The 24,512-nt window shown below is 43.4% G+C and carries 23 protein-coding genes; 12 read left to right on the forward strand and 11 right to left on the reverse strand.

What is annotated here, in order from left to right:
- Positions 1 to 95: 95 nt before the first annotated feature.
- Positions 96 to 1,145: a recombinase RecA gene (gene recA / locus AC2CZC_RS03520; protein ID WP_063363168.1), complete on the reverse strand. Its 1,050-nt coding sequence runs from the start codon at positions 1,143 to 1,145 to the stop codon at positions 96 to 98.
- A 64-nt stretch (positions 1,146 to 1,209) separates the two neighbouring features.
- Positions 1,210 to 1,701, reverse strand: a complete 492-nt coding sequence (locus tag AC2CZC_RS03525) for a CinA family protein (protein ID WP_063363167.1) — start codon at positions 1,699 to 1,701, stop codon at positions 1,210 to 1,212.
- A gap of 22 nt (positions 1,702 to 1,723) precedes the next feature.
- Here AC2CZC_RS03525 and mutS point away from each other — a divergent pair, with 22 nt between their 5' ends.
- Entirely contained in the window at positions 1,724 to 4,306 is a 2,583-nt protein-coding gene (gene mutS / locus AC2CZC_RS03530; protein WP_484583838.1) for a DNA mismatch repair protein MutS, read from the forward strand.
- A gap of 47 nt (positions 4,307 to 4,353) precedes the next feature.
- Here mutS and AC2CZC_RS03535 read toward each other — a convergent pair whose 3' ends face one another.
- Positions 4,354 to 5,619, reverse strand: coding sequence for an outer membrane protein transport protein (locus AC2CZC_RS03535; RefSeq protein WP_484583839.1), 1,266 nt, complete (start codon positions 5,617 to 5,619; stop codon positions 4,354 to 4,356).
- A 255-nt stretch (positions 5,620 to 5,874) separates the two neighbouring features.
- Here AC2CZC_RS03535 and AC2CZC_RS03540 point away from each other — a divergent pair, with 255 nt between their 5' ends.
- On the forward strand, positions 5,875 to 6,198 hold the full coding sequence (locus AC2CZC_RS03540) for a hypothetical protein (RefSeq protein WP_063363164.1): 324 nt from the start codon (positions 5,875 to 5,877) through the stop codon (positions 6,196 to 6,198).
- Here the strand turns inward: AC2CZC_RS03540 and AC2CZC_RS03545 are convergent.
- The 8 genes from AC2CZC_RS03545 to AC2CZC_RS03580 all read right to left on the reverse strand — a co-directional run bounded on the left by AC2CZC_RS03545 (position 6,158) and on the right by AC2CZC_RS03580 (position 13,780).
- Complete coding sequence (locus AC2CZC_RS03545; protein WP_484583840.1) at positions 6,158 to 7,435, reverse strand: cyclic di-GMP phosphodiesterase; 1,278 nt, start codon at positions 7,433 to 7,435, stop codon at positions 6,158 to 6,160. The genes AC2CZC_RS03540 and AC2CZC_RS03545 overlap by 41 nt on opposite strands.
- A gap of 152 nt (positions 7,436 to 7,587) precedes the next feature.
- On the reverse strand, positions 7,588 to 7,923 hold the full coding sequence (gene rraB, locus AC2CZC_RS03550; protein ID WP_063363162.1) for a ribonuclease E inhibitor RraB: 336 nt from the start codon (positions 7,921 to 7,923) through the stop codon (positions 7,588 to 7,590).
- Positions 7,923 to 8,633 (reverse strand): 1-acylglycerol-3-phosphate O-acyltransferase, encoded by a 711-nt coding sequence (locus AC2CZC_RS03555; protein ID WP_484583841.1) that lies wholly within the window; start codon positions 8,631 to 8,633, stop codon positions 7,923 to 7,925. Before AC2CZC_RS03555 ends, rraB begins: the two co-directional genes overlap by 1 nt.
- 134 nt (positions 8,634 to 8,767) lie before the next feature.
- Positions 8,768 to 9,631 (reverse strand): RNA polymerase sigma factor RpoH, encoded by an 864-nt coding sequence (rpoH, locus tag AC2CZC_RS03560; protein ID WP_039608340.1) that lies wholly within the window; start codon positions 9,629 to 9,631, stop codon positions 8,768 to 8,770.
- 231 nt (positions 9,632 to 9,862) lie between these two features.
- A complete protein-coding gene (gene ftsX / locus AC2CZC_RS03565; RefSeq protein ID WP_484583842.1) occupies positions 9,863 to 10,849 on the reverse strand; it encodes a permease-like cell division protein FtsX in 987 nt (328 codons plus the stop codon).
- Positions 10,846 to 11,550, reverse strand: coding sequence for a cell division ATP-binding protein FtsE (gene ftsE, locus AC2CZC_RS03570; protein WP_237135977.1), 705 nt, complete (start codon positions 11,548 to 11,550; stop codon positions 10,846 to 10,848). Before ftsE ends, ftsX begins: the two co-directional genes overlap by 4 nt.
- A 75-nt stretch (positions 11,551 to 11,625) precedes the next feature.
- Positions 11,626 to 13,617 (reverse strand): signal recognition particle-docking protein FtsY, encoded by a 1,992-nt coding sequence (gene ftsY, locus AC2CZC_RS03575; RefSeq protein ID WP_484583843.1) that lies wholly within the window; start codon positions 13,615 to 13,617, stop codon positions 11,626 to 11,628.
- Between the two features lie 34 nt (positions 13,618 to 13,651).
- On the reverse strand, positions 13,652 to 13,780 hold the full coding sequence (locus AC2CZC_RS03580) for a hypothetical protein (protein WP_269200115.1): 129 nt from the start codon (positions 13,778 to 13,780) through the stop codon (positions 13,652 to 13,654).
- 124 nt (positions 13,781 to 13,904) lie between these two features.
- On the opposite strand from AC2CZC_RS03580, the gene rsmD reads away from it, so the two are divergent.
- The 10 genes from rsmD to AC2CZC_RS03630 all read left to right on the forward strand — a co-directional run bounded on the left by rsmD (position 13,905) and on the right by AC2CZC_RS03630 (position 24,508).
- Positions 13,905 to 14,501 (forward strand): 16S rRNA (guanine(966)-N(2))-methyltransferase RsmD, encoded by a 597-nt coding sequence (rsmD, locus tag AC2CZC_RS03585; RefSeq protein ID WP_484583844.1) that lies wholly within the window; start codon positions 13,905 to 13,907, stop codon positions 14,499 to 14,501.
- Positions 14,502 to 14,665: 164 nt separating this feature from the next.
- Positions 14,666 to 14,881 (forward strand): 30S ribosomal protein S21, encoded by a 216-nt coding sequence (gene rpsU / locus AC2CZC_RS03590; RefSeq protein WP_010362466.1) that lies wholly within the window; start codon positions 14,666 to 14,668, stop codon positions 14,879 to 14,881.
- A 21-nt stretch (positions 14,882 to 14,902) separates the two neighbouring features.
- Complete coding sequence (locus AC2CZC_RS03595) at positions 14,903 to 15,349, forward strand: GatB/YqeY domain-containing protein (RefSeq protein ID WP_063361530.1); 447 nt, start codon at positions 14,903 to 14,905, stop codon at positions 15,347 to 15,349.
- 76 nt (positions 15,350 to 15,425) lie between these two features.
- Positions 15,426 to 17,183, forward strand: coding sequence for a DNA primase (gene dnaG, locus AC2CZC_RS03600; RefSeq protein ID WP_484583845.1), 1,758 nt, complete (start codon positions 15,426 to 15,428; stop codon positions 17,181 to 17,183).
- A 103-nt stretch (positions 17,184 to 17,286) separates the two neighbouring features.
- Positions 17,287 to 19,128, forward strand: a complete 1,842-nt coding sequence (gene rpoD / locus AC2CZC_RS03605; RefSeq protein WP_063361528.1) for an RNA polymerase sigma factor RpoD — start codon at positions 17,287 to 17,289, stop codon at positions 19,126 to 19,128.
- 177 nt (positions 19,129 to 19,305) lie between these two features.
- The gene (prmA, locus tag AC2CZC_RS03610) at positions 19,306 to 20,181 is read left to right on the forward strand and encodes a 50S ribosomal protein L11 methyltransferase (protein ID WP_237135982.1); all 876 of its coding nucleotides are present in this window, start codon (positions 19,306 to 19,308) and stop codon (positions 20,179 to 20,181) included.
- A gap of 279 nt (positions 20,182 to 20,460) precedes the next feature.
- Positions 20,461 to 21,432: a tRNA dihydrouridine synthase DusB gene (gene dusB / locus AC2CZC_RS03615; RefSeq protein WP_484583846.1), complete on the forward strand. Its 972-nt coding sequence runs from the start codon at positions 20,461 to 20,463 to the stop codon at positions 21,430 to 21,432.
- A 15-nt stretch (positions 21,433 to 21,447) separates the two neighbouring features.
- Positions 21,448 to 21,738 carry a DNA-binding transcriptional regulator Fis gene (gene fis / locus AC2CZC_RS03620; RefSeq protein WP_010374122.1) on the forward strand — a complete coding sequence of 97 codons (291 nt, stop codon included), beginning with the start codon at positions 21,448 to 21,450 and terminating at the stop codon, positions 21,736 to 21,738.
- Between the two features lie 251 nt (positions 21,739 to 21,989).
- Complete coding sequence (gene purH / locus AC2CZC_RS03625; protein WP_484583847.1) at positions 21,990 to 23,576, forward strand: bifunctional phosphoribosylaminoimidazolecarboxamide formyltransferase/IMP cyclohydrolase; 1,587 nt, start codon at positions 21,990 to 21,992, stop codon at positions 23,574 to 23,576.
- Positions 23,577 to 23,677: 101 nt separating this feature from the next.
- The gene (locus tag AC2CZC_RS03630; protein WP_484583848.1) at positions 23,678 to 24,508 is read left to right on the forward strand and encodes a class I SAM-dependent methyltransferase; all 831 of its coding nucleotides are present in this window, start codon (positions 23,678 to 23,680) and stop codon (positions 24,506 to 24,508) included.
- Positions 24,509 to 24,512: the final 4 nt, after the last annotated feature.

Here is a 24,512-nt window from a genome sequence, read left to right on the forward strand (position 1 = left end):
TAAATTAAATTTATGCCAACCGTAAATTGTAAACTCAAAAAAGCCGCTATTAAGCGGCTTTTTACTCTAGAATATTCGCTAGATATGATGAAGAGTTATAGCTTGTCTTCTACCTCTGCAAGGCCTTTATCTTCGCCTTCCTCATCTTTAATGGTTGCTTGAAGTAATAACATTTCACGTAACTTGCCTTCAATCTCATTAGCAATTGCCACGTTTTCTTTCAAGAACTTGATTGAGTTAGCTTTACCTTGGCCAATCTTATTGCCATTGTAGCTGAACCAAGCACCCGCTTTGTCTACTAGCTTGTGCTTAACACCTAAGTCGATCAGTTCACCCTGCTTAGACGAGCCTTCACCATACATGATGATGAATTCCGCTTGCTTAAATGGAGGCGCAACCTTGTTTTTAACAACTTTAACGCGTGTTTCGTTACCAACAACCTCGTCACCCTCTTTCACAGAACCGATACGACGGATATCTAAACGGACTGATGAATAGAACTTAAGTGCGTTACCACCCGTGGTTGTTTCAGGGTTACCGAACATCACACCAATCTTCATACGAATTTGGTTAATGAAGATACATAGCGTGTTTGAACGCTTGATGTTACCAGTTAACTTACGTAGTGCTTGTGACATCAAACGCGCCTGAAGACCAACGTGAGAATCTCCCATGTCACCTTCGATTTCTGCTTTAGGTGTCAAAGCGGCTACCGAGTCAACAACAACAACGTCTACAGCACCTGAACGTACTAACATGTCACAGATCTCTAGCGCCTGCTCACCTGTGTCAGGTTGAGAAACCAGTAAGTCATCAACATTAACACCTAGCTTTTCAGCATATACAGGGTCAAGTGCGTGCTCTGCATCTACGAATGCACAGGTTTTACCCATTTTTTGTGCTTGCGCAATCGTTTGTAACGTCAATGTTGTTTTACCTGATGATTCAGGTCCATAAATTTCAACAATACGACCAGTTGGCAGACCACCGATACCCAAAGCAATATCCAGTCCCAATGAACCAGTTGATACTGACTCTATGTCTAAAGCTTGGCTATCACCCAGCTTCATGATTGATCCTTTACCAAATTGACGCTCAATTTGCGACAATGCAGCATCTAATGCTTTTTGTTTGTTATCGTTCATCTGTTTCTCCAATCTAGCGTAATGCGAACAAGTATACTGTATAGAATTACAGTATCAAGAGCTTTTACTGTTTTATTAAAGAAATTATTTTTTCCAAAATAAATTCAATAGCTTGCAATCTAACTTCTGCTCTCCCTCCGGGAAACACTTGCATAAACGTCTGTGTATTCCCCTGTATATCTATTGCAAACCATACAGTACCCACAGGTTTTTCTTTACTGCCGCCACTTGGCCCTGCAATGCCAGATACCGATATCGCAATATCTGCTTTACCCGCAGTTCTTGCTCCTGCGGCCATCTCAATGACTGTCTGCTCACTGACTGCGCCATATTGAGCAAGCGTTTGCTCTGATACGCCCAGTAATTCATGCTTCGCCTCATTGCTATATGTGACAAAGCAACGATCGATATAGGCAGAGCTTCCCGGCGTATCTGTGAGCGCATAACTAATTCCACCACCAGTACAAGACTCAGCGGTAGTGATCACGAAGCTTTTATTCGTTAGAATAGCGCCCAATTGTGCCGCTAGTGCGGCGATTTTAGTGTGTATTTCCATACAAAAAACCTTAGGTAGAAGCATGTCATTAGATCTTTATTCTGAACATACTATAAAGCAACAAACACCTATGATGCAGCAGTATCTTAGGATCAAAGCCCAACATCAAGAGATCCTGCTATTCTACCGTATGGGTGATTTTTACGAATTATTTTTCGATGATGCCATTCGTGCTGCACAACTACTCGATATTTCGCAAACACATCGCGGCAAAGCAGGTGGTAACCCCATTCCAATGGCGGGTGTACCCTATCATGCCGTAGAGAACTACTTGGCAAGGTTGGTGCAAATGGGTGAGTCAGTTGCGATCTGCGAGCAAGTTGGCGACCCAGCAACCAGTAAAGGCCCTGTTGAGCGTAAGGTTGTGCGTATTGTCACACCGGGTACCGTCACTGATGAAGCCCTACTACAAGAGCGTCAAGACAACTTGCTTGCTGCAGTGTGGCAAGATAAAAACAAATATGGCGTTGCCTATTTAGATATCAACTCTGGGCGCTTTAATGTTGTAGAGCTGGCTACTGACGAAGCGCTGATGTCAACGTTACAACGCTTGCAGCCAGCTGAATTACTCTACCCTGAGTCATTTCAAAATTTAATCGTACTTGAGCAAGTCAAAGGCTGTCGCCGTCGTCCAGATTGGGAGTTTGACTTAGACACCGCCAAACACTTACTGTGCCAACAATTTGGTACCAAAGACTTGATTGGGTTTGGTGTCGAAGCGGCCTCTGCGGGATTAATTGCAGCAGGCTGTGTCATGCAATATGTCAAAGATACCCAACGCACAGCACTGCCGCATATCAGAGCCATTACCTTAGAAAAAAATGAACACGCTGTGATTTTAGATGCAGCAACACGCAAAAACCTTGAACTCACAGTCAATTTATCAGGCTCTATCGATAACACCCTAGCACAGGTACTCGATAAAACAGCGACGCCTATGGGGTCACGTTTACTTAAGCGTCGGATCCATACACCGGTCCGTGACCGAGCTGAACTGAATGCACGTCTAAACGCCATCTCAAGCATACTCGATATGCATTTAGGTATTGAGCTGTATGATGCCCTGCGTCAAATTGGTGATATTGAACGTGTCGTTGCAAGACTTGCGCTGTGCAACGCAAGACCGCGAGATTTAACGCGTCTTCGCAGTGCATTACAAGCGCTACCACCACTGCACCAATTGTTAAACGAGAGTGATGATGCGCGCATCCAACAGATCAAAGCGCAATCTCCAGAGCTACCTCATTTACAAGATTTACTCGAGCGCGCAATCATTGATAACCCGCCAGTATTGATAAGAGACGGTGGCGTCATTGCCACAGGCTATAATGCAGAGCTAGATGAGTGGCGTGCACTCAGTGAAGGGGCAACAGACGTCCTAGATCAATTGGAAGAACGTGAGCGCGAGCGTACTGGTATCAGTACCTTAAAAATCGGTTACAACAAGGTACATGGTTTTTATATTGAGATCAGTAAAGGCAACGCGCACCTTGCACCACCTGAGTATATCAGGCGCCAAACCCTTAAAAATAATGAACGCTACATTATACCTGAGCTAAAAGAGCACGAGGACAAAGTCTTAGGCAGTCAATCCAAGGCACTGGCACTTGAGAAACAGCTATATGAGCAATTATTTGAATTAATTGCTCCTTACCTAGAGCAACTGCAAACAATGGCTGCGGCACTGGCTGACTTGGATGTGTTGAATACATTAGCGGAGCGCGCACAAACACTGGATTACTGTAAACCAGAACTCACCTCTAGCGATGAAATCAATATCCAAGCTGGTCGCCACCCTGTGGTTGAACAAGTCAGCAGTGAGCCCTTTATTGCAAACCCTGTGCACTTAAGCAATGACAGAAAGATGTTGCTGATCACAGGGCCAAATATGGGTGGTAAATCAACCTATATGCGCCAAACCGCACTGATTGTATTAATGGCTCATATTGGTAGCTTTGTACCTGCAAGCCATGCGCACATTGGTCAAATTGATAGGATCTTTACTCGTATCGGTGCAAGTGACGATCTTGCCTCAGGGCGTTCAACCTTCATGGTTGAAATGACTGAAACCGCTACTATACTCAACAACGCAACAGAGCAGTCTTTGGTATTAATGGATGAGATTGGGCGAGGCACCAGTACATACGATGGCCTATCATTGGCATATGCCACAGCTGACTACCTTGCAAATAAAATCTCTGCCAAGACATTATTTGCAACGCATTACTTTGAGCTTACTGAGCTAGCTGAGCAGCAATCAGGTCTTGTTAATGTGCATCTAGATGCGGTTGAGCACAATGACACCATAGCATTCAAACATACCGTACTCGACGGCGCGGCAAGTAAAAGCTTTGGTTTACAAGTAGCAGGCCTTGCTGGTGTGCCAAAAGCCGTTATCAAGTTAGCCAAACAAAAACTCACACTGCTTGAGCAACACCAAAGTGTCGTGGATGGTGTTCAGCCAACGACAGTGCCTCAACAACAGAGTTTAGTACTCAATACTGAACCTTCTGAAGTAGAGCAGCTATTAGAGTCTATTGACCCAGATGAACTGACACCAAAGCAAGCGCATGCTTTGCTATATCAGCTAAAAGACAAGCTATAAAAAAGGGCTGCACCATTGCAGCCCTTTTTCTTACATTAGGTAGAACGTTAAAGTGTATGGTTATATTGCAAACCAAATACTGACGCATGGCCTTTTGACTTAAAGCCCCATTCGCTACCAAAATTATCTTTTTCAATAAAGCGCTGCGTTTTACCTCGAATGATACTCACACCAACATCTAAGCTTGAATTCGCCGTTAACTGATATTCTGCACCAAATGAGTACCAAATACGGTCTGTATCAGGGATAGAGATAGACATATGATTTTCATCCGCTGGTGACTCATCATATGCAAAACCTACACGCAACTTAAGCGCTTCGTTCCACTGGTGCTCAGCGCCCATTGAGTAACGTAACGAGTTACTGAAGTTTTCATCCTTTGTGAACACAGTGCCAACATTTTCAACATTGGCCGCTAACGTTTGAAAGCTATTCCAACCAGTCCATAAAATGCTGTAATGTAGCGCAGTTTGTTTGTCTAACTTGTGAGAACCAGATACTTCAGCAATTGCAGGTAATGTGATTGCAACGCTACCAGATAAAGCCTGGCCACCAGTACCATTGAAAGGCGCGACTGCTGGTAGCTGGTTACTGAAAGTGCCTTTAAATGTGATGTCTGTTTCACTGCGGTAGTGAAAACCAAAGCGATTGTCTTCGTCAATATTAAACACAGCGCCAACGTTCCAGCCAAAGCCAGTATCGTCACCTTCCAAATTCACAACCTCGGTTTCATTGGGTACGCCAAATGTGTTTACACCAAGGTTTCTAAGGATTTTCGCGTCAGCGTAGACATGGTTTAGTCCCATTGCAATGCTCCACTGCGCATTGACTTGATAGGACGCTGCAATACCGGTATTGATAGTCACAATTTCAGTTTCACCCGCAATTTGGCCAGCAACATAGTCATCTTCAAACTCTGTTGCCAAGCCAAATTGAGAGTACATGCCACCGCCAATAGACCACTTGTCATTGATATTAGTCGTCATAAACGCACTTGGTACAACCGCACTTGGCGCAATGCTGCTGTTATCCAATGCAGATGCTGGCACACCATTATTCGTGCTTGTGCCCTGTAAACTCACATCCGGTTTAACATACATCGCGGAAATACTTATTTGCGTGCCATCTAATTTATTCATCAATGCTGGATTGCGAGAAACCACTGATGCGTCGTCTGCGACACTGGCCTCACCCGCGTATGCTCTGCCTAAACCTGATACATTTTGCTCAGCTAACTGAAATGCAGCGGCTAAACTATGCGTTGATGTGATCATTGCACCGGCACCTATCAGTGCAACCATAATTCTGTTCATTCTTGCCTCTTAATTTCTAACTGCAATAAAATTAATGGTTCGACACACTACAGAAATCTGAATTAAAAATCTTCAACTTTGACACTTTTAACTCACTAATTTCGTAAAATAACATCTTTTAATTACTTTTAATGACAAGTCAGACCAGAAATCAAACACCTGACCCACAACTATAAATGAGACTAATTCTCAATATCATTGAACCAAGTGAGAGTTTCACATATACTCTTTGCCATTCAAGTGAGGAGAATAATCATGATGGTGTTATTGATTATGGCAGCGCTGCTGTTTTCAGGCGTCAGCGTGTACTGCCTTTGTAAAGCAAATTACTGTGCCTGCCAACGTGCAGGACAATGTGACAATCCAGTCAATCACTATTGGCTAGGTGCAATTATTGCAGCCTTGTTTGCTCTCGCTTGCTGCTGCTTTGCATTGCATAGCGAAAGAGGTACCTTACTTTGGATTGTATTGATGTCGAGCTGCCTTGCAGGCGCGCTACTCTCAGCCAAAGTACAAAAACTAAAGCGTTGCAAGCAGGCTAAACAAGCAAGTTCTCTTGCAACAGACGGGATAAATTAATCTGATAATCAATCGGCCTAACATTCGACACAATTTTAATGTCGTTTGTCGCGCTCAGATCCACATCTTTCAGTGTGATTTGATGCATGTGTTTCACATTATAAAAAACACGTACAATTGGAGAGGTCGGCGAGCCCTCGTTACCCGCCATCACGAGTCCCAAGCGATCATTGGTCAGCTTTACTAATGTACCAACGGGATGTATCCCAATACACTTGATAAACTTTTGCACCAATACCGCATCAAACTGGTCTTTATTAGATAATAAAAAGCGCAGCGCATGCACAGGCTCTATGGCTTTCATGCCAGGCTGATCCGATGTTAGCGTTGCATAGGTATCAACAATGGCCATAACACGCGCAGCTTTACTGAGCTTGTCTTCTGTAAGACCTCGAGGAAAGCCACTGCCATCAAGGCGCTCATGATGATTAACAATCATGTCTATCATCAAAGGCGTTATTCCTTTTTCTTCTTTAACCATAGCAACCGAGTATGCAACATGTCTTTGCATGTGACGTGTTTCATTGTCACTCAGAGGCGTAGCTTTTTCTTGAATACTCTGTGGGACCTTGCTCCGACCAATATCGTGCAGCATGGCAGCCATGGCCATTTGCTCTACCACATGAGGTTTCAAGCCAAGGTACTTGGCAAAGATGGTCATCAAAATAGTGCAGTTGATCATATGCCGCCAACTAAATCCGCGCTTGTCTTTAAGGCGGGTGAGAATAGCCATGACGTTACTATTTTGCGTTACAGAGGAGACAATCTCTTTGCTGACGTCATTCACCAAATGCATTTGCAGCGCTTCTCCGCCCAAAATATTGCCATAGATCAGCTGCAACCGCTTATTTTGCATTTCAAATTGATTTAACGCTGCTGAAAACAGTTCTGCGGTGGGCAGAGCATTGCCATCGGAGTTGGTGAGAAGCGCTTGAGGCTCTGCATCTGCTTCGATATCTGATACAGCATCAGCTTTTATCTCATCCCTTGCCTGTGATGGCTTTAAAGGCGTATTAGCAGCGTCGGCCTTGATATAACGCTCAGGCACAGGCACCTGGCTTTGCTTGATGTCTATATTGAGCTCAAGTACACCGTCAGCCTCTAGCTGAGTAATAATCGCCGAATTACGCACCATCCCTCGTGACTTTAATTTAATATCTGCATCAGATTTTAATTTATGAACACTGTCCACAAACATACCTGGTACAAGTTCACTAATGGGAATTGTTGCGTGCATGGTTCCTAGGAGAAGCTTTTTTAATCAAACGCAATAATATGCATAGTTACGACAAAATTGTCTACTATAAGATCAAAATACAAGAATAAAGGATTAGAAAATAAGGTTAGAGAGAAGTCCATTTCTTTCTGCGGGCTCACAAACTGAGTGAATTAGTCTTGGAAGTAAGTACCCCAACCATCGTACTCAACGCCAGTTTGCTGTGCAATTGCCACTAACTTTGTGACATCTTCCATAATGACTTCCGCATTTAATTCAGCCTCAACGACAATATCAAAGCCCCAAATTTTTCCGCCATCTTCCAGCTCTAACTCTGCAGGCTCTTCTACATCATAACCGAGTTTAAATGCAGCTAGCGCGGCTTCTTCTAGCTTATCAAAGTTCTCACATACAAAATGATGCTCAACTTCGTAAAGCTTTTCAGGATTAGAGCCATCTTCAAGAAGCGACTCAACAATGTCTTCACTGATCTCTTGCCAATTTTCCATCAGCTTTTCTCACCTTTATCTAATTGTGCGATTTTATCGGCCATCTTAGCATGAATGCGCACCGCATGCTCTCTTGCCGAGCTATCATCTGATAACTTAATCGGTGCCAACATCGAAATATAGACTTTGCCGTTATTCCAGCGATTTAGTTTAATTTTATCTTTCGTTGAACTCATGCAGACTGGGATAATTGGCACTTGAGCATTTTTTGCTGCGTGGAAAGCACCTGTTTTAAATGGCAAAAGGCCACGTCCATAGCTGCGTGTCCCTTCAGGAAACATCCACAGTGATAAGCCTTTTTGCTTGATCTTCTCCACGGCTTTATCCAACGTACCCACCGCTTTAGAGCGATTTGCTCTGTCAATTAAGATATTACCTGATAGCCAATAAAGTTGGCCAAAAAATGGGATCCATTTAAGACTTTTTTTACCCATACTCACTGTGTTTTGCGGTACTACAGCTGGCAAGGTAAATAAGTCATAGTTATTCTGGTGGTTAGCAACGTACAGTGCAGGGCCAACGTCAGCCACTTCTGGTGCTCTTTCTATCACTAACTCAACACCTATTACCTTGGCCATAGAGCCAAACCAAGAGGCGATAACGTGCACATTGTTGCGATGGAATGGTCTTACAATACACAGTGCCAATCCCAAAATACAACTAAAGATAATAAATATGGCCATGGCCAAAATTCGTAATAAAGCTAACAAACTCAGCGCTCCTAAAACTTGATCGATGCATTATAATCAAATAAGCGTACACTTGTAAGCTCAATTTTTTATGACACAAAAAAATACCGCCCCATAACTGGAGCGGTATTTAAAAAACTTGAATGCGTTAACGATTAGCTCATCGCTGCTTGCAGCTTCTTCATGGCAGACTTCTCAAGTTGGCGCACTCGCTCTGCGGATACGCTGTATTTATCAGCTAAGTCTTGCAGTGTAGCCTTGTCTTCAGCTAACCATCTCGCTGCAACAATATCCTGAGAACGCTCATCTAGTGTCTTCATTGCCGCCAACAAACGATTCTGTGCCTGCTGCTGATACTGCTCTTCTTCAATTACTTCAGCAATGTCACTGTTTGAATCAGCGAGATACTGAACTGGTGAAAAGTTGCTGCTTTGCGTCCCTTCATCTTCATCAGACCCTAAATCGAAGCCCATATCTTGGCCGCTCATACGCGACTCCATCTCACGGACTTCTTTTTCACTGACACCTAGCTCAGAAGCTACAGTGCTCACCTCTTCTTGATTAAACCAACCAAGACGCTTTTTATTCTTACGCAGGTTAAAAAACAGTTTGCGTTGTGCTTTTGTTGTCGCAACTTTGACGATGCGCCAGTTTTTAAGTACGTACTCATGAATTTCAGCTTTAATCCAATGCACTGCGAATGACACCAATCTCACACCGACAGTTGGGTTAAAGCGCTTCACTGCCTTCATTAGGCCAATGTTGCCTTCTTGGATAAGATCCGCCTGCGGTAAACCGTATCCTGAGTAGCTTTTAGCAATATGTGCTACAAATCTGAGGTGAGACATAATGAGCTGTTTTGCGGCATCTAGGTCGCCATTTTCATGAAGACGTGTAGCAAGCTTGTGTTCCTTTTCAGCGTCAAGCATAGGGATCGTGCTCACAGCCTGCAAATATCCTTCGATACTCGCACTTTGCTGTCCAACTGTTAACGCCATTGCATATGTGTCTTTACTCATTTTTCACCTCAGTGATAAATTCTTTTGTGTATTTTAGCACTCTAACCCTTAGAGTGCTAACTGCAATCTACTACTTTTTAAGACTAAAAATCAAGCTTTTTATTATTAACAATAAATGAACAACCAAGATATTGATTTTAAAGACCTTTTTAAACTGTAAAATGTAACAGAGTTTGTCATTAAAAGAATTGAGTAGCAGACTGCAAGTAATACAGTCTGCTAAAAATGGATTTAAACCTTTTCAGGTTCAATTTCACGAATGTACTTTTGCACCGAAAGATAAGAACCAACAAAGCCAAGGGAAATGGCCAATAAGAGTAAGGAAAATAGTTCTGATATGTTTAGCCCCTCTAATACAAAACTGCTCTGATACACGCCCACCACCAGTGACACAGCGGACTCTAGCCACCACAACATCAAAACAACACAGATAAAGGCCACGAACCCGCCAACAATACCATACCAAATCCCAGTCCATAAGAACGGAGTATGAATAAATGTATTCGTCGCGCCAACGAGTTTCAAAACTTGGATCTCTTCTTTTTTATCCATAATGGACAAACGAATGGTGTTACCAATAATCAATACCACTGCGCTAAGGAGTAACAGGCCAACGGTAAAAACACTCTCTTTCAGTAGCCCTAGTAAAGCATTTAGCCGCTCTAACCACTCAATATCAAGCTTACCAAACTCCACTTCACGCTCACTCTCTAACTTCTCAAGTAATACTTGTGCGCTTTCAGCACCGCGATGGCGTTTAGTAGGTGTTACCAAGACCACACTTGGAAGCGGGTTTTCTTCTAAGTAATCTAGCGCTTGGCCAAATCCCGAAATTTGCTTGAACTCTTCTAACGCTTGGGATTGAGAAATAAAGCTCACTGAGTCAACTTCAGGATAGAGTGCCAAGCGTTTTACTAACGTTTGCGTTTCTTGTTCACTAGTACTTTCTTTAACAAATAAAGAGATCTCCGCCGCTTCTTGAAAGCCACTACTGACTTTTTGGACGTTCTTAACAACCACATATAATGTAGTTGGTAACGTCAAGCTCAAACCGAGTACCAATATTGTCATGATAGAGGCCATTGGTGTACGCCACATTTCACCTAAGCTATGAACGCCATGACGAAAAATCGTCAAAACAAAGAAGTACAGTTTTAAAAAGAGCGACTTATCCTGACTATTAACCTGATTGCCTCGACCTTTAAATAGTAAACTCATAGCGGATCTCCTAAAAAATCACCTTTTAAAGGATCTACAGCCAACGGATCTTGCAGCATCCGGCCATGATCCAAGGTTAAGCTACGATATTTCATACGCGCTATCAGCCCTAAATCATGGGTCGCAATCAAAACCGATGTACCATGACGATTAAAATCCTCAAACAAGGTTAAAATTTCCATTGATAATTCAGGGTCTAAGTTACCGGTTGGTTCATCTGCCAATAATAAAGGCGGAGAATTAACAATTGCTCTGGCAATGCCGACGCGTTGCTGCTCACCGCCAGATAATGTACTCGGCTGACACTTTATTTTGTCCAGTAAACCGACTTTATCTAGCGCAGCATGCACGCGCTTTGTGATGTGTTTACGGTGTGTACCTTCAATAACGAGGGGTAAAGCAACATTGTCAAATACGTTATAACGCTCAAGTAACCGGTGGTTCTGGAAAATAATGCCAATGTCTCGACGAACAAAAGGCACTTGTCGATTCGAGATACTATTTAGGTCAACATCGTTGATAGATACCCTACCTGCTGACGGACGCTCCATTAAACTGATCAGCTTTAACAAGGTGCTTTTACCTGCGCCACTGTGACCAGTTAAAAATGCGAGCTCACCTTTACCAAGCTCAAAGCTCACTTTTTCGAGCGCTCTGTGACCACCTGGGTAAGTTTTGCTTACTTGTTCGAATTTAATCATATACGACCTACAAAATGCGTATGCGCTGTCCTTATAGAGAAAAAGCGCCTCGACTAATCGGGCGCTTTTTTGCTGTTAACTTTTCTGTTCATCATCTTGGCTAAATAGCGCCTCGATAAAATCATCGCTCTTAAACGTTCTCAAGTCATCGATGCCTTCACCAACACCGATATAGCGAATTGGAATTTTAAATTGATCAGCAACGGCGAAAATGACGCCACCTTTTGCAGTACCATCTAATTTAGTTAACGTGATACCAGTTAAACCAACTGCTTGGTCAAATAGTTTAACCTGACTAATGGCATTTTGACCCGTACCCGCATCAATCGTCAGCATCACTTCATGTGGAGCATCTGGGTCAAGCTTTTTCATTACTCGTGCAATTTTTTCAAGCTCTTGCATTAAGTTATCTTTGTTTTGCAAGCGACCCGCCGTATCAGCAACCAATACGTCTACATTACGAGCTTGCGCAGCCTGAAACGCATCAAATACAACTGACGCACTATCAGCACCAGTGTGCTGCGCAACAACAGGGATGTCATTACGTTCACCCCATACTTGCAACTGTTCCACAGCAGCAGCTCGGAAAGTATCGCCCGCTGCAAGCATCACAGACTTACCTTGTGACTGGAACTGCTTAGCCATTTTACCGATTGTGGTCGTTTTACCTACACCATTAACACCAACCATAAGGATCACATATGGCTTTTTACCTGTATTGATCTCAAGCGGCTGCTCGGCATCTTTTAAGATCTCAGCCATTTCGCTTTTCATCAATTCATACAGTGCGTCACCGTCTTTTAGCTGCTTACGGTCAGCGGCATCTGTTAGGTTATCAATCAGCTTCATGGTGGTTTCAACACCTAGATCAGCGGTCAATAACTGGGTCTCAAGCTCTTCAAATAAGTCGTCATCAATTTTCTTTCCACGGAAAATAGACGCGAAGCCTGAGCCGATGTTTTCTTTTGTTTTAAGAAGCCCTTGCTTTAAGCGTGCAAAAAAGCCCTTTTTCTTTGGTTTTTCGGCTTCAGCTTGCTCTTTGGCTAAACGCTCAGCTTCTTCACGCTCAGCCTGTTCTTTAGCTAGACGCTCTGCTTCTTCTCGTTCTGCCTGCTCTTTAGCTAGACGCTCTGCTTCTTCACGTGCTGCCTGCTCTTTGGCTAGACGCTCAGCTTCTTCACGTGCTGCCTGCTCTTTGGCTAGACGCTCTGCTTCTTCACGTGCTGCCTGCTCTTTGGCTAGACGCTCCGCTTCTTCACGCTCTGCCTGTTCTTTAGCTAGACGCTCTGCTTCTTCACGCTCAGCCTGTTCTTTGGCTAGACGCTCTGCTTCTTCGCGCGCTGCCTGTTCTTTGGCTAGACGCTCTGCTTCTTCGCGCTCTGCTTGTTCTTTGGCTAGACGCTCCGCTTCTTCACGCTCTGCCTGTTCTTTGGCTAGACGCTCTACTTCTTCGCGCTCTGCCTGTTCTTTGGCTAGACGCTCTGCTTCTTCGCGCTCAGCCTGTTCTTTGGCTAGACGCTCTGCTTCTTCACGTGCTGCTTGTTCTTTGTCTAGACGCTCTGCTTCTTCGCGCTCTGCCTGTTCTTTGGCTAGACGCTCTGCTTCTTCACGCTCTGTCTGTTCTTTAGCTAGGCGTTCAGCTTCTTCACGATCGGACTGTTCATTGACTAGACGCTCTGCTTCTTCGCGCTCTGCCTGTTCTTTGGCTAAACGCTCTGCTTCTTCACGCTCGGCCTGTTCTTTGGCTAAACGCTCAGCTTCTTCACGTTCTGCCTGTTCTTTGCCTAGACGCTCTGCTTCTTCACGTTCTGCCTGTTCTTTGGCTAGACGCTCTGCTTCTTCACGTTCTGCCTGTTCTTTAGCTAGACGCTCTGCTTCTTCACGCTCTGCCTGTTCTTTGGCTAGACGCTCTGCTTCTTCACGCTCTGCCTGTTCTTTGGCTAGACGCTCTGCTTCTTCACGCTCTGCCTGTTCTTTGGCTAGACGCTCTGCTTCTTCACGTTCTGCCTGTTCTTTGTCGGATTTACCAAACCCCAACCAAGATAAAAATTTGTTTTTCTTTCCCATAACCAACTAATACCATTAAAGTTTGTATTGTGATTTAGTAGCCATAACCGTATCTATGATCACCACCATTAAGCGCAAAGCTTCCCACGTTGCGATCGCGCGCATCGTCATTGAGCTGTGCATGCCAAAACTTTGGGGTTAGTACAAAGACCTTAATAATCACACAAAAGACTTTGTGATAATTGTTATAATCACTAAGTTAACGCCATAATATGCGCTTAGTGTATCATGTTCCAAGTAGATGAAAAATTTATAATCGAGTGCAATATACTCGATAGCGAAAATATATGAAAAAAAGAAAGCTTCAAGCCCGAACTGACGGTCATATTCGAATTATCAGTGGTAAATTTAAAGGTCGTAAGCTACCAGTAAAAGATGTTGAAGGCCTTAGACCGACAACTGATCGTGTAAAAGAAACAGTATTTAATTGGCTGATGGCTGATACACGAGACGCCAATGTACTAGATTGCTTTGCCGGCTCCGGTAGCTTGGGACTAGAGTCATTATCTCGTTTTGCTAAGCATGCAACATTCATAGAATTAGATAAAACAGCTGCGACGCAAATTACACAAAATATACAAACACTCGCGCTCGATAATGCACGAGTGATCCATACAAGTGCACTAGATTACTTGCGTAATAATGATGAACAACACACTTTTGACATTGTTTATCTAGATCCCCCATTTAGAAAAGACTTACTTTTTCCTTGCTGTGAACTACTTGAAAGCGCAGGATGGCTTCATGATGATTCATTAATTTATGTTGAATTTGAAAAAGAAGCACAGCCTAATTTCCCTGCTAACTGGCAGTTGTTAAAAGAGAAAAAAGCAGGCCAAGTGATTTGCATGCTTTTTAATCGAGGCCCAGTAGAAAGCGTATAAAAAGCACACCGAGATTAACGCATGACACAATTATTCAGATCCGCTATAATTTGATCTTTACACGCGGTCTCGCTTCGGCTTACAATACCGCACCATTTTTGAACCAATTGACCATTTAACGGTCAATTTGAGCCAAGCTCATTATTTAGGTAGGTGAATTTTTAATGCCAGTAATTAAAGTAAGAGAAAACGAACCGTTTGACGTAGCACTTCGTCGTTTCAAGCGTTCATGTGAAAAAGCAGGTATCCTTTCTGAAGTTCGTCGTCGCGAGCACTATGAAAAGCCAACTGCAGAGCGTAAGCGTAAGAAAGCAGCAGCTGTAAAGCGTCACATGAAAAAGCTTTCTCGTGAAAACGCACGTCGCGTTAAACTATACTAATTAACATTTGGTCTTGTACATATGAGCTTATTAGCGACGCTAAAAGACGCCCAAAAGGAAGCAATGAAAGCCAAAGACAAACCACGTCTTACGGCAATCAGAGCAGCTCTAGCTGAAGTCAAGCAACGTGAAATTGATAACCAGACAACGCTAGACGATGCTGGTATCACCTCAGTGTTGGTTAAACTGGTTAAACAGCGTAAAGACTCTTTCACTCAGTATACTGATGCAGGAAGAGAAGACTTAGCACAGATCGAGGCTGGTGAAATATCAGTACTTGAGTCTTTCTTACCTCAGCCTTTATCTGAGGAAGAAGTTCTTGAGATGATCGATGCTGCTATCGCTGACACAGGCGCAGCTGGTATGCAAGACATGGGTAAAGTAATGGGTGTGATTAAAGCACAAGCTGAAGGTCGCGCTGACATGGGCAAAATCTCTGGTTTAATTAAGCAAAGATTAAGCGCATAACTACCCACATACAAATGTATGAAATTAGTAAACCGAGCCTTGCGCTCGGTTTCTTCGTATAAGCGTTAGGAAAACTATGGCTGGCAAAATTCCAAGACAGTTTATCGATGATTTATTAGCAAGAACTGACATCGTCGAGCTTATTGATGGCCGTGTTGGTCTAAAAAAAGCAGGAAAAGATTATCAAGCCTGCTGCCCTTTTCACAATGAAAAGTCTCCTTCTTTTACAGTTTCTAGAGATAAACAGTTCTATCATTGCTTCGGTTGTGGTGCCAACGGTAATGCCATCTCCTTTTTAATGGAATATGACAAACTTGAGTTTGTTGACGCTATTGAAGAACTTGCCGGTATGTTTAACCTTGAGATCCCAAGAGAACAAGGCTTAGGTGGTCCGCAAAGAAGTTTTGAAGAAAAAAAGTCAGATTATGACTTAATGATGCACACTGCACGTTTTTACCAACAGCAATTAAATACGCATAATAATGCTGCGCAAGTACAGGCTTATGTAAAAGGGCGTGGACTGTCTGAGCAAACAGTCAGTAAATTTCAGATTGGGTATGCTCCTCCTGAATGGGATGCATTACTTGGCAAACTCGCTCGAAACCCGTCGCAAAAGCAACAATTAGTAGAATTAAAGCTCGCTAGTGAAAAAACACCTGGTAGGCAGTTTGACTTTTTCCGTGACCGATTAATGTTCCCTATTCGCGACAAACGCGGACGGGTTATCGCCTTTGGTGGCCGCGTGATGGGCCAAGATCAAGGTCCAAAGTATTTAAATTCCCCGGAAACACGCATTTTCCACAAAAGCTTTGAACTCTATGGTTTTTACGAAGCAAAGCAGGCACATAAAAAATTAGAGCAAGTGCTGATTGTTGAAGGCTATATGGATGTCGTTGCCTTATCTGAGTATGGTATTGATTATGCCGTCGCAGCACTGGGTACTGCAACCACACTAGAGCATATGCAAACTCTGTTTCGAAATACCGATAAGGTAATTTGTTGCTATGATGGAGACCGAGCCGGTCGCGATGCTGCTTGGCGTGCCCTGGAACATGCATTACCAAATCTAAAAGATGGTAAATCACTCGGATTTGTATTTTTACCGGACGGTGAAGATCCTGATTCTTTGGTACAAAAAGAAGGAAAAGAGCGCTTTGAAGAAAGGCTTGCTACGGCAGATGACTATAGCAAAGTACTATTCAGCCGACTTTCTGAACAGTGTGATCTCACCACCGATGCAGGAAAAGCAAAATTACTGGCGGAAGCGGTGCCACTGATCAGTAAAATCCCCAGCGAATTTTATCAAGAATCTCTACTGACGACATTGGCAAGACTCATCGGCAGAACTCGAGAGCAGTTGACGGCAAAGCTATCAACGCCGAAAAAACAACATAATATAGAAAGAAAGTTTAAAGTCACCCCAATGCGCCGCGCAATAGGCTTATTGTTACAGCACCCACAGTTAGCTCACAGTGTTGACTATCTGCCAGATCTCGCTCACATGCAATTACCAGGCATGGCGCTATTTTTAAGGTTGCAGTATACATGCTTAGAAAACGCACAATACACCACCGCACATATCTTAGAGTCGTTTAGAGACACACAAGATTATGAACCTTTAAAAAAGCTCGCAACTTGGCAACACAATATCCATGAAGAGGCTTTAGAAGAAGAATTTAAACATACTTTCAAGTTTATTGAAGACCAGTGTTTAAATCTGCGCTTAGAGACCTTACTTATTAAGGACAAAACAGAGGGCTTAAATAGCGACGAACGACTGGAATGTGCGTTATTAACACAAGCTTTAGGCTCTCGTAGAACTGGTCAAAATTAATTTTTGGTGTTATAATGTTCTATTCACTGCGTCAACCAAAATAACGCTGTTTTTAGCTGGCGCCCGTTGTATAAACTTTATCAGAGTGGAAGCAATAATCTCTATGGATCAATCTCCTCAGTCACAACTCAAACTTCTGATTCAGAAAGGTAAAGAGCAAGGTTACTTAACTTTTGCAGAAGTTAACGATCACCTTCCACAAGACATCATAGATTCGGATCAAGTCGAAGATATCATTAGCATGATCAATGATATGGGTATTCAGGTTTCTGAAGCAGCCCCAGATGCCGATGAACTGATGATGCAAGAAACAACCACCGACGAGGATGCGGCAGAAGCAGCAGCAGCTGCGCTAGCAACGGTAGAAAAAGAAATTGGCAGAACAACAGATCCTGTGCGCATGTATATGCGTGAAATGGGCACCGTTGAGCTACTGACTCGGGAAGGCGAGATTCTTATTGCAAAACGTATTGAAGAAGGTATCAATCAGGTACAGATTTCTGTTGCTGAATACCCTGAAGCAATCACGTATTTGCTAGAACAGTGGGACAAATACGAAGCCGAAGAGATGCGTTTAAGTGACATCGTCACTGGTTTCTTCGACTCATTAGAAGACGATGAAGCGACTATCTCTGCAACGCACATTGGTTCAGAACTAAGTGAAGAAGACTTAGATGATGAAGACGATGATGGCGATGATGACGACGATTCTGAAGAAGGCGAGTCAGGTCCAGATCCTGAAGTTGCTCGAGAACACTTCGAAGAACTTCGTACGCTGTATACCAATGCGCGCAAATGTTTTGAAGACAAAGGTCGTAGTCATCCAGATGCACAAGCTGCTATCAAAGAAATTGGTGAGTTGTTCCGCAAGTTTAAACTAGTTCCTAAGCAGTTTGACCGCATGGTAAATAACATGCGTGAAATGATGGATAAAGTACGTGTTCAAGAACGTATCATCATGAAGCAAGCTGTTCAGATTGCAAAATTACCAAAGAAAACATTCGTTAAGCATTTTGCTAACAATGAAACAGACGTTGCTTGGATCGACGCTGAAATCGCTTCTGGCGACAAACATTCAGACAAACTTCGTGAAGTTAAGCCTGAAATAGAGCGTTGTATTAACAAACTCAAAGCAATTGAAGAAAGCACAGGTCTAAGTGTAGAGCGTATTAAAGACATCAACCGTCGTATGAGCATCGGTGAAGCAAAAGCACGCAGAGCGAAGAAAGAAATGGTTGAAGCAAACTTACGTCTTGTAATTTCAATCGCTAAAAAATATACCAACCGTGGTCTGCAGTTCTTGGATCTGATCCAAGAAGGTAACATTGGTCTAATGAAAGCGGTTGATAAATTCGAATATCGCCGTGGTTATAAGTTCTCAACTTATGCAACTTGGTGGATCCGACAAGCAATCACACGTTCAATTGCTGACCAAGCTAGAACAATCCGTATTCCAGTACATATGATCGAAACGATTAATAAACTTAATCGTATTTCTCGTCAGATGCTACAGGAGATGGGTCGTGAACCTAGCCCTGAAGAGTTGGCCGAGCGCATGATGATGCCTGAAGACAAGATCCGCAAGGTGCTTAAAATAGCTAAAGAGCCAATCTCTATGGAGACGCCAATCGGTGATGATGAAGATTCACATCTTGGTGATTTCATCGAAGATACAACGATTGAATCTCCGATTGACTCAGCAACCATGGAAAGCTTGCGCGGTGCAACCAACGAAGTACTTGCTGGCCTAACAGCCAGAGAAGCTAAAGTACTGCGTATGCGTTTTGGTATCGATATGAATACGGACCATACGCTTGAAGAGGTTGGTAAGCAGTTTGACGTAACACGTGAGCGTATTCGTCAGATTGAAGCGAAGGCACTGCGTAAACTACGTCACCCTTCTCGCTCTGATCTACTGAAGAGTTTCTTAGACGTCAAAGGCTAAGAGTAAAAATACTAAAAAAGGCCGCTTCATGCGGCCTTTTTATTTGCAATTAAATATGTGCGGATTGTATATATAATCAAGTAAGTGCTCACTGTCAGTAACAGTTGAAGCCACTGTGAGCTGATATGTCATTTATCGCGCAATAAAGACAAAAAGATATTTAATAGGAACAACATTATGGCTTGGATCCAAATCCGCATTGATGCTAACAAAGAAACAGCCGATCTGATCAGTGATTTATTAATGGATATTGGCTGCCCTTCGGTGACATTTATTGATGGCCAAAACACGCCTGTATATGAACCTAAGCCAGGCGAAGTCATTTTGTGGCCAGAGACAACCGTGATAGGCCTATTTGAAGCAACCCATGATATGCAATCAGTTGTTGATTACCTCACCGAGCAGATGCCTGAGGCGCCTAAATACAAAGTCGAGCAGTTGGAAGACAAAGACTGGGAAAGAGAATGGATGGATAACTTCCACCCGATTAAGTTTGGTGAGCGTTTGTGGATCTGTCCAAGTTGGCGCGATATCCCAGATCCGGATGCTGTGAACGTACTATTAGATCCAGGCCTTGCATTTGGCACAGGTACTCACGCAACTACGTCACTGTGCTTGCAATGGTTAGAAGCACAGGACTTAAGCGGTAAAACCGTGGTCGACTTTGGTTGTGGGTCGGGCATTTTGGGCATTGCAGCCATAAAGCTAGGTGCTGAGCGTGTAATCGGTATCGATATCGACCCTCAAGCCCTTGTTGCAAGCCGAGATAATGCAGAGCGTAATGGCGTCGCTGATCAGCTAGAAGTGTATTTACCAGAGAATCAGCCTGAATTTAAAGCCGATATCGTTGTTGCAAATATCCTCGCTCAACCACTTAGAGAATTGCATGAAATTATCCTTGGATTCTTAAAACCGCAGGGTGCAATTGCCATGTCAGGGATCTTAGAAGAACAAGCTCAATCTGTTGCCGATGTGTATGCACCATATATTGAGTTAGATGCAATAAAGCAAGAAGGTGAATGGACACGAGTGAGCGGCATTACAAAACCATAACAAGTGTAACAACCATCTTCTGAGTTAGTATTCTATTACGCGTAAAGCCTGTACTTAACAGGCTTTACGCTTTTTTTACAGCTCGATAATCAAGCCCAAACCTACCTTACAAAATTTTTTTGACCAAAATTACAGCAATTTATACAGCCCTTCATATTGTTACCAAAAGTCAACCCAAAAAGTTCAAAAAAAAAACACTTATGTTCAATTTATAGCCTTTGATTTTTGCGAAAAAAACCGTAAACTTAGCGCCCCTTGAAATGAGGCAGATGAATAGTAGTGCGTATTGGTCCTTACCAACTTGATAACAATGTAATCGTAGCTCCAATGGCTGGTATAACCGACCGACCATTTAGACAGTTATGTCGACGCCTTGGTGCAGGGCTCGCGGTTTCGGAAATGTTGTCATCAAATCCTAAGGTTTGGAAAACTGATAAATCAATGAACCGCATGGATCACTCTGGTGAATCAGGAATACGTTCGGTGCAAATTGCAGGAGCTGATCCTGAACTTATGGCACAAGCTGCACAATTCAATGTCAAAAATGGCGCGCAAATCATAGATATTAATATGGGTTGCCCAGCCAAAAAAGTGAACAAGAAACTCGCAGGTTCTGCACTTTTGCAGTATCCGGATTTAGTTGAGGAAATAGTACAAGCTGTGGTTGGCGCGGTAGATGTACCTGTTACCTTAAAAATCCGGACAGGATGGGATCCTGATAACCGTAATGGTGTTGAAATTGCGAAAATAGCCGAGCGCAATCGTATTGCATCACTGGCTGTGCACGGGAGAACACGTGCATGCATGTATAAAGGTGAAGCAGAATACGACACTATCAAAGCGATAAAGCAATCGGTTTCTATTCCTGTTGTAGCGAATGGTGACATTACATCACCAGAGAAAGCAAAGCAGGTTTTGGATTATACGGGCGCAGATGCCATCATGATTGGTCGAGCCGCCCAAGGTCGTCCTTGGATTTTCCGAGAGATAGACTATTATTTGCGAACTGGAAAACACTTACCGGCACCTGAGATTTCTGAAGTGCGTGGTATTTTGATGGAACACCTTGTGAACCTCCATCAGTTTTACGGTGAACCAATGGGTGCGCGCATCGCACGCAAACATGTATCTTGGTATTTGCAGTCCCACGACCAAGAAGGTCAATTTAGGCGAGTATTCAATGCACTTGAGGAGCCAGAGGCGCAAATCGAGGCATTAGAAAACTATTTTGAAACACTAGCAGCTAACTAAGAAAGAGACATAAAGATGTTTGAACAAAATGTGACTTCTCCTTTTATCACTAACGCTCATGTTCAGTCACAAGAGAAACCGCAACCACTACGCGATGCAGTTAAAAAAGCTGTCCACCACTACTTAAAGCAGTTAAATGGTCAAGACGTGCAAGATGTATATGAGCTAGTATTATCAGAGCTTGAAGCACCTTTACTAGAAGAAGTAATGACGTACACACGCGGCAACCAGACTCGCGCTGCGATCTTACTTGGTATCAACCGTGGTACTCTTCGTAAGAAGCTTAAAAAGTACGGCATGAACTAATCTGTACTGATTTTGAAAGCGTCCTTTTTAGGGCGTTTTCATCCACCTTCACTTTTTTAGTAACCACACACCTACCCCATCTAATCACACAAATTAAGGCATAATGTCCTCTAAAAGCCAAATTGGCGCATAAAGTTCAGTATTTCTCAATCTCGTTAACATCATTTCCATCGTTTTCTCATCCTAGTTGAGCTAAAATACAGCCTTTCTAAGCTAGCCCTTAACTAATCATTGAGGAAATCAAAACCATCATGGATATACATCGTCCTATTCGTCGCGCACTTTTAAGCGTGTCAGATAAAACTGGTATCGTTGAGTTTGCCCGTACTCTTGCTGAGTCAGGCGTTGAACTTCTTTCTACAGGCGGTACTTGTAAACTCCTAGCCGATAACGGCATTCAGGTAACGGAAGTATCTGACTACACAGGCCACCCAGAGATCATGGATGGTCGCGTGAAAACTCTCCACCCGAAAGTACACGGTGGGATCTTGGGGCGTCGTGGCCAAGATGAAAACGTTATGGCAGACAACAACATCTCTGCTATTGATATGGTTGTAGTTAACTTATACCCCTTTGCACAAACTGTTGCAAAAGCTGACTGCAGCCTAGAAGATGCGATTGAAAATATCGACATCGGTGGCCCAACTATGGTTCGCGCAGCAGCTAAAAACCACAAAGACGTCACCATTGTAGTAAATGCCAGTGACTATGACCGCGTACTTTCAGAAATTAAAGACAACGATGGTTCAACAACGTATAAAACACGTTTTGATCTTGCGATAGCAGCCTATGAGCACACAGCACAATATGATGGCATGATCGCAAACTACTTCGGTAAGCTTGTCGCTGATTACACCGAAGAAGCGGCAGAAGAAACTAAGTTCCCACGCACAATTAATATGCAGTTTACGAAAAAGCAAGATATGCGCTATGGTGAAAATTCACACCAAGACGCCGCTTTTTATGTAGAAAACGACATTGAAGAAGCCTCTGTTGCAACTGCGAAGCAATTACAGGGTAAAGCACTTTCATACAACAATATCGCTGATACAGATGCAGCCCTTGAATGTGTAAAAAGCTTTGAAGCACCTGCTTGTGTTATCGTGAAACATGCAAACCCGTGTGGTGTGGCAGAAGACAAAGATATTTTAAGTGCTTACGACAGAGCATTTAAAACGGACCCAACTTCTGCGTTTGGTGGCATCATTGCTTTCAACCGCGAACTAGATGTTGAAACGGCAAAAGCCATCATTGAACGTCAATTTGTGGAAGTCATCATTGCACCAAGCATTTCAGCAGAAGCTGCTGACATTGTCTCCGAAAAGAAAAACGTACGTCTTCTAGAGTGTGGTCAGTGGGAAGCGAAATCTACTGGCGTGGATATCAAGCGCGTAAATGGTGGCGTGCTTATCCAAGACCGCGACCAAGGTATGGTCACACTTGGCGACTTAACGGTTGTCTCTAAGCGCCAGCCTACTGAACAAGAGCTAAAAGATCTATTGTTCTGCTGGAAAGTTGCTAAGTTCGTTAAATCAAATGCGATTGTGTATGCTCGTGATGGCATGACTATTGGTGTAGGCGCAGGCCAAATGAGCCGCGTGTACTCAGCGAAAATCGCTGGTATCAAAGCTGCAGACGAAAACCTTGAAGTTAAAGGCTCTGTCATGGCCTCTGATGCATTCTTCCCGTTCCGTGACGGCATCGATGCAGCCGCTGAAGCAGGTATCACAGCGGTTATTCAGCCAGGTGGCTCAATGCGCGATGAAGAAGTCATTGCCGCTGCTGATGAAGCAGGCATGGCAATGGTCTTTACCGGAATGCGCCATTTCCGTCACTAATCGATTAGCGCGAAACGTTTAACGTTTCGCGCTTTTTGTTTGCACCAAATTCAAGTATTCTGACCAAAAGACAATCACAATAACCTTGAAGGAACTGAATAATGAAACTAGGTATTAAAGCATTAATCACAGCAGGTATCGTCACTGCAATCGCTGGGTGTAGCAGTACAACAGGCGCTAGCAGCTCAAATGCAAGCATTGCCAAAGCCGCGCAAAGCAGCGAGCGCGCAGAGAGTAATCGTGCCCGTGATAAATACCGTAATCCAGTCCAGACATTGAAGTTTTTTGGTCTAAAACCAAATATGACCGTTGTTGAAATCGCACCTGGTGGCGGTTGGTATACTGAAATCCTAGCGCCAGCAGTAAAAGGCCAAGGTACTTTGTATGCAGCACACTTTCCAGCAGATTCTGAGGTTGAATATTACAAAAGATCTTTAGCTGCGTTTAAAGAGAAAATTTCAAATGACGCACGTTATAGCGAAATTAAAATGACTGAGTTTTCAGCATTAACGCATCATGATATCGCACCAGCAGGCTCTGCTGATATGGTATTAACGTTCCGTAATGTTCATAACTGGTACATGCGCCCAGGTGATGAAGGCGTGCTTAAATCTTTCAAAGCATTCCATACCGCACTTAAGCCAGGTGGCATTTTAGGTGTAGTAGAGCACCGCTTGCCAGAGCACCGCGATACTGAAGATCAAAAACGTTCAGGTTATATGAAGCAAAGCTATGTCATCGAAATGGCAAAAAAAGCTGGCTTTGAATTGGTAGCAAGTAGTGAAATCAACGCTAACCCATTAGACAGTGCAAACCACCCGCGTGGTGTGTGGACACTGCCGCCAAGACTTGCGCTAGGTGACGAAAAGTCAGCGCAGTACAAGGCGATTGGGGAAAGCGACCGTATGACTTTAAAGTTTAAAAAGATTTAATAGG

Source organism: Pseudoalteromonas sp. MMG033, assembly GCF_057197785.1.

Coding starts and splice junctions, on each gene's coding strand:
- AC2CZC_RS03630 (WP_484583848.1), top strand. CDS start 23,678: ATGAAACTAGGTATTAAAGCATTAATCACAGCAGGTATCGTCACTGCA.
- purH (WP_484583847.1), top strand. CDS start 21,990: ATGGATATACATCGTCCTATTCGTCGCGCACTTTTAAGCGTGTCAGAT.
- mutS (WP_484583838.1), top strand. CDS start 1,724: ATGTCATTAGATCTTTATTCTGAACATACTATAAAGCAACAAACACCT.
- AC2CZC_RS03595 (WP_063361530.1), top strand. CDS start 14,903: ATGAGCTTATTAGCGACGCTAAAAGACGCCCAAAAGGAAGCAATGAAA.
- AC2CZC_RS03525 (WP_063363167.1), bottom strand. CDS start 1,701: ATGGAAATACACACTAAAATCGCCGCACTAGCGGCACAATTGGGCGCT.
- AC2CZC_RS03540 (WP_063363164.1), top strand. CDS start 5,875: ATGATGGTGTTATTGATTATGGCAGCGCTGCTGTTTTCAGGCGTCAGC.
- recA (WP_063363168.1), bottom strand. CDS start 1,145: ATGAACGATAACAAACAAAAAGCATTAGATGCTGCATTGTCGCAAATT.
- prmA (WP_237135982.1), top strand. CDS start 19,306: ATGGCTTGGATCCAAATCCGCATTGATGCTAACAAAGAAACAGCCGAT.
- rsmD (WP_484583844.1), top strand. CDS start 13,905: ATGAAAAAAAGAAAGCTTCAAGCCCGAACTGACGGTCATATTCGAATT.
- rpsU (WP_010362466.1), top strand. CDS start 14,666: ATGCCAGTAATTAAAGTAAGAGAAAACGAACCGTTTGACGTAGCACTT.
- rraB (WP_063363162.1), bottom strand. CDS start 7,923: ATGGAAAATTGGCAAGAGATCAGTGAAGACATTGTTGAGTCGCTTCTT.
- ftsY (WP_484583843.1), bottom strand. CDS start 13,617: ATGGGAAAGAAAAACAAATTTTTATCTTGGTTGGGGTTTGGTAAATCC.
- ftsX (WP_484583842.1), bottom strand. CDS start 10,849: ATGAGTTTACTATTTAAAGGTCGAGGCAATCAGGTTAATAGTCAGGAT.
- AC2CZC_RS03545 (WP_484583840.1), bottom strand. CDS start 7,435: ATGCACGCAACAATTCCCATTAGTGAACTTGTACCAGGTATGTTTGTG.
- AC2CZC_RS03535 (WP_484583839.1), bottom strand. CDS start 5,619: ATGAACAGAATTATGGTTGCACTGATAGGTGCCGGTGCAATGATCACA.
- fis (WP_010374122.1), top strand. CDS start 21,448: ATGTTTGAACAAAATGTGACTTCTCCTTTTATCACTAACGCTCATGTT.
- ftsE (WP_237135977.1), bottom strand. CDS start 11,550: ATGATTAAATTCGAACAAGTAAGCAAAACTTACCCAGGTGGTCACAGA.
- rpoH (WP_039608340.1), bottom strand. CDS start 9,631: ATGAGTAAAGACACATATGCAATGGCGTTAACAGTTGGACAGCAAAGT.
- rpoD (WP_063361528.1), top strand. CDS start 17,287: ATGGATCAATCTCCTCAGTCACAACTCAAACTTCTGATTCAGAAAGGT.
- dnaG (WP_484583845.1), top strand. CDS start 15,426: ATGGCTGGCAAAATTCCAAGACAGTTTATCGATGATTTATTAGCAAGA.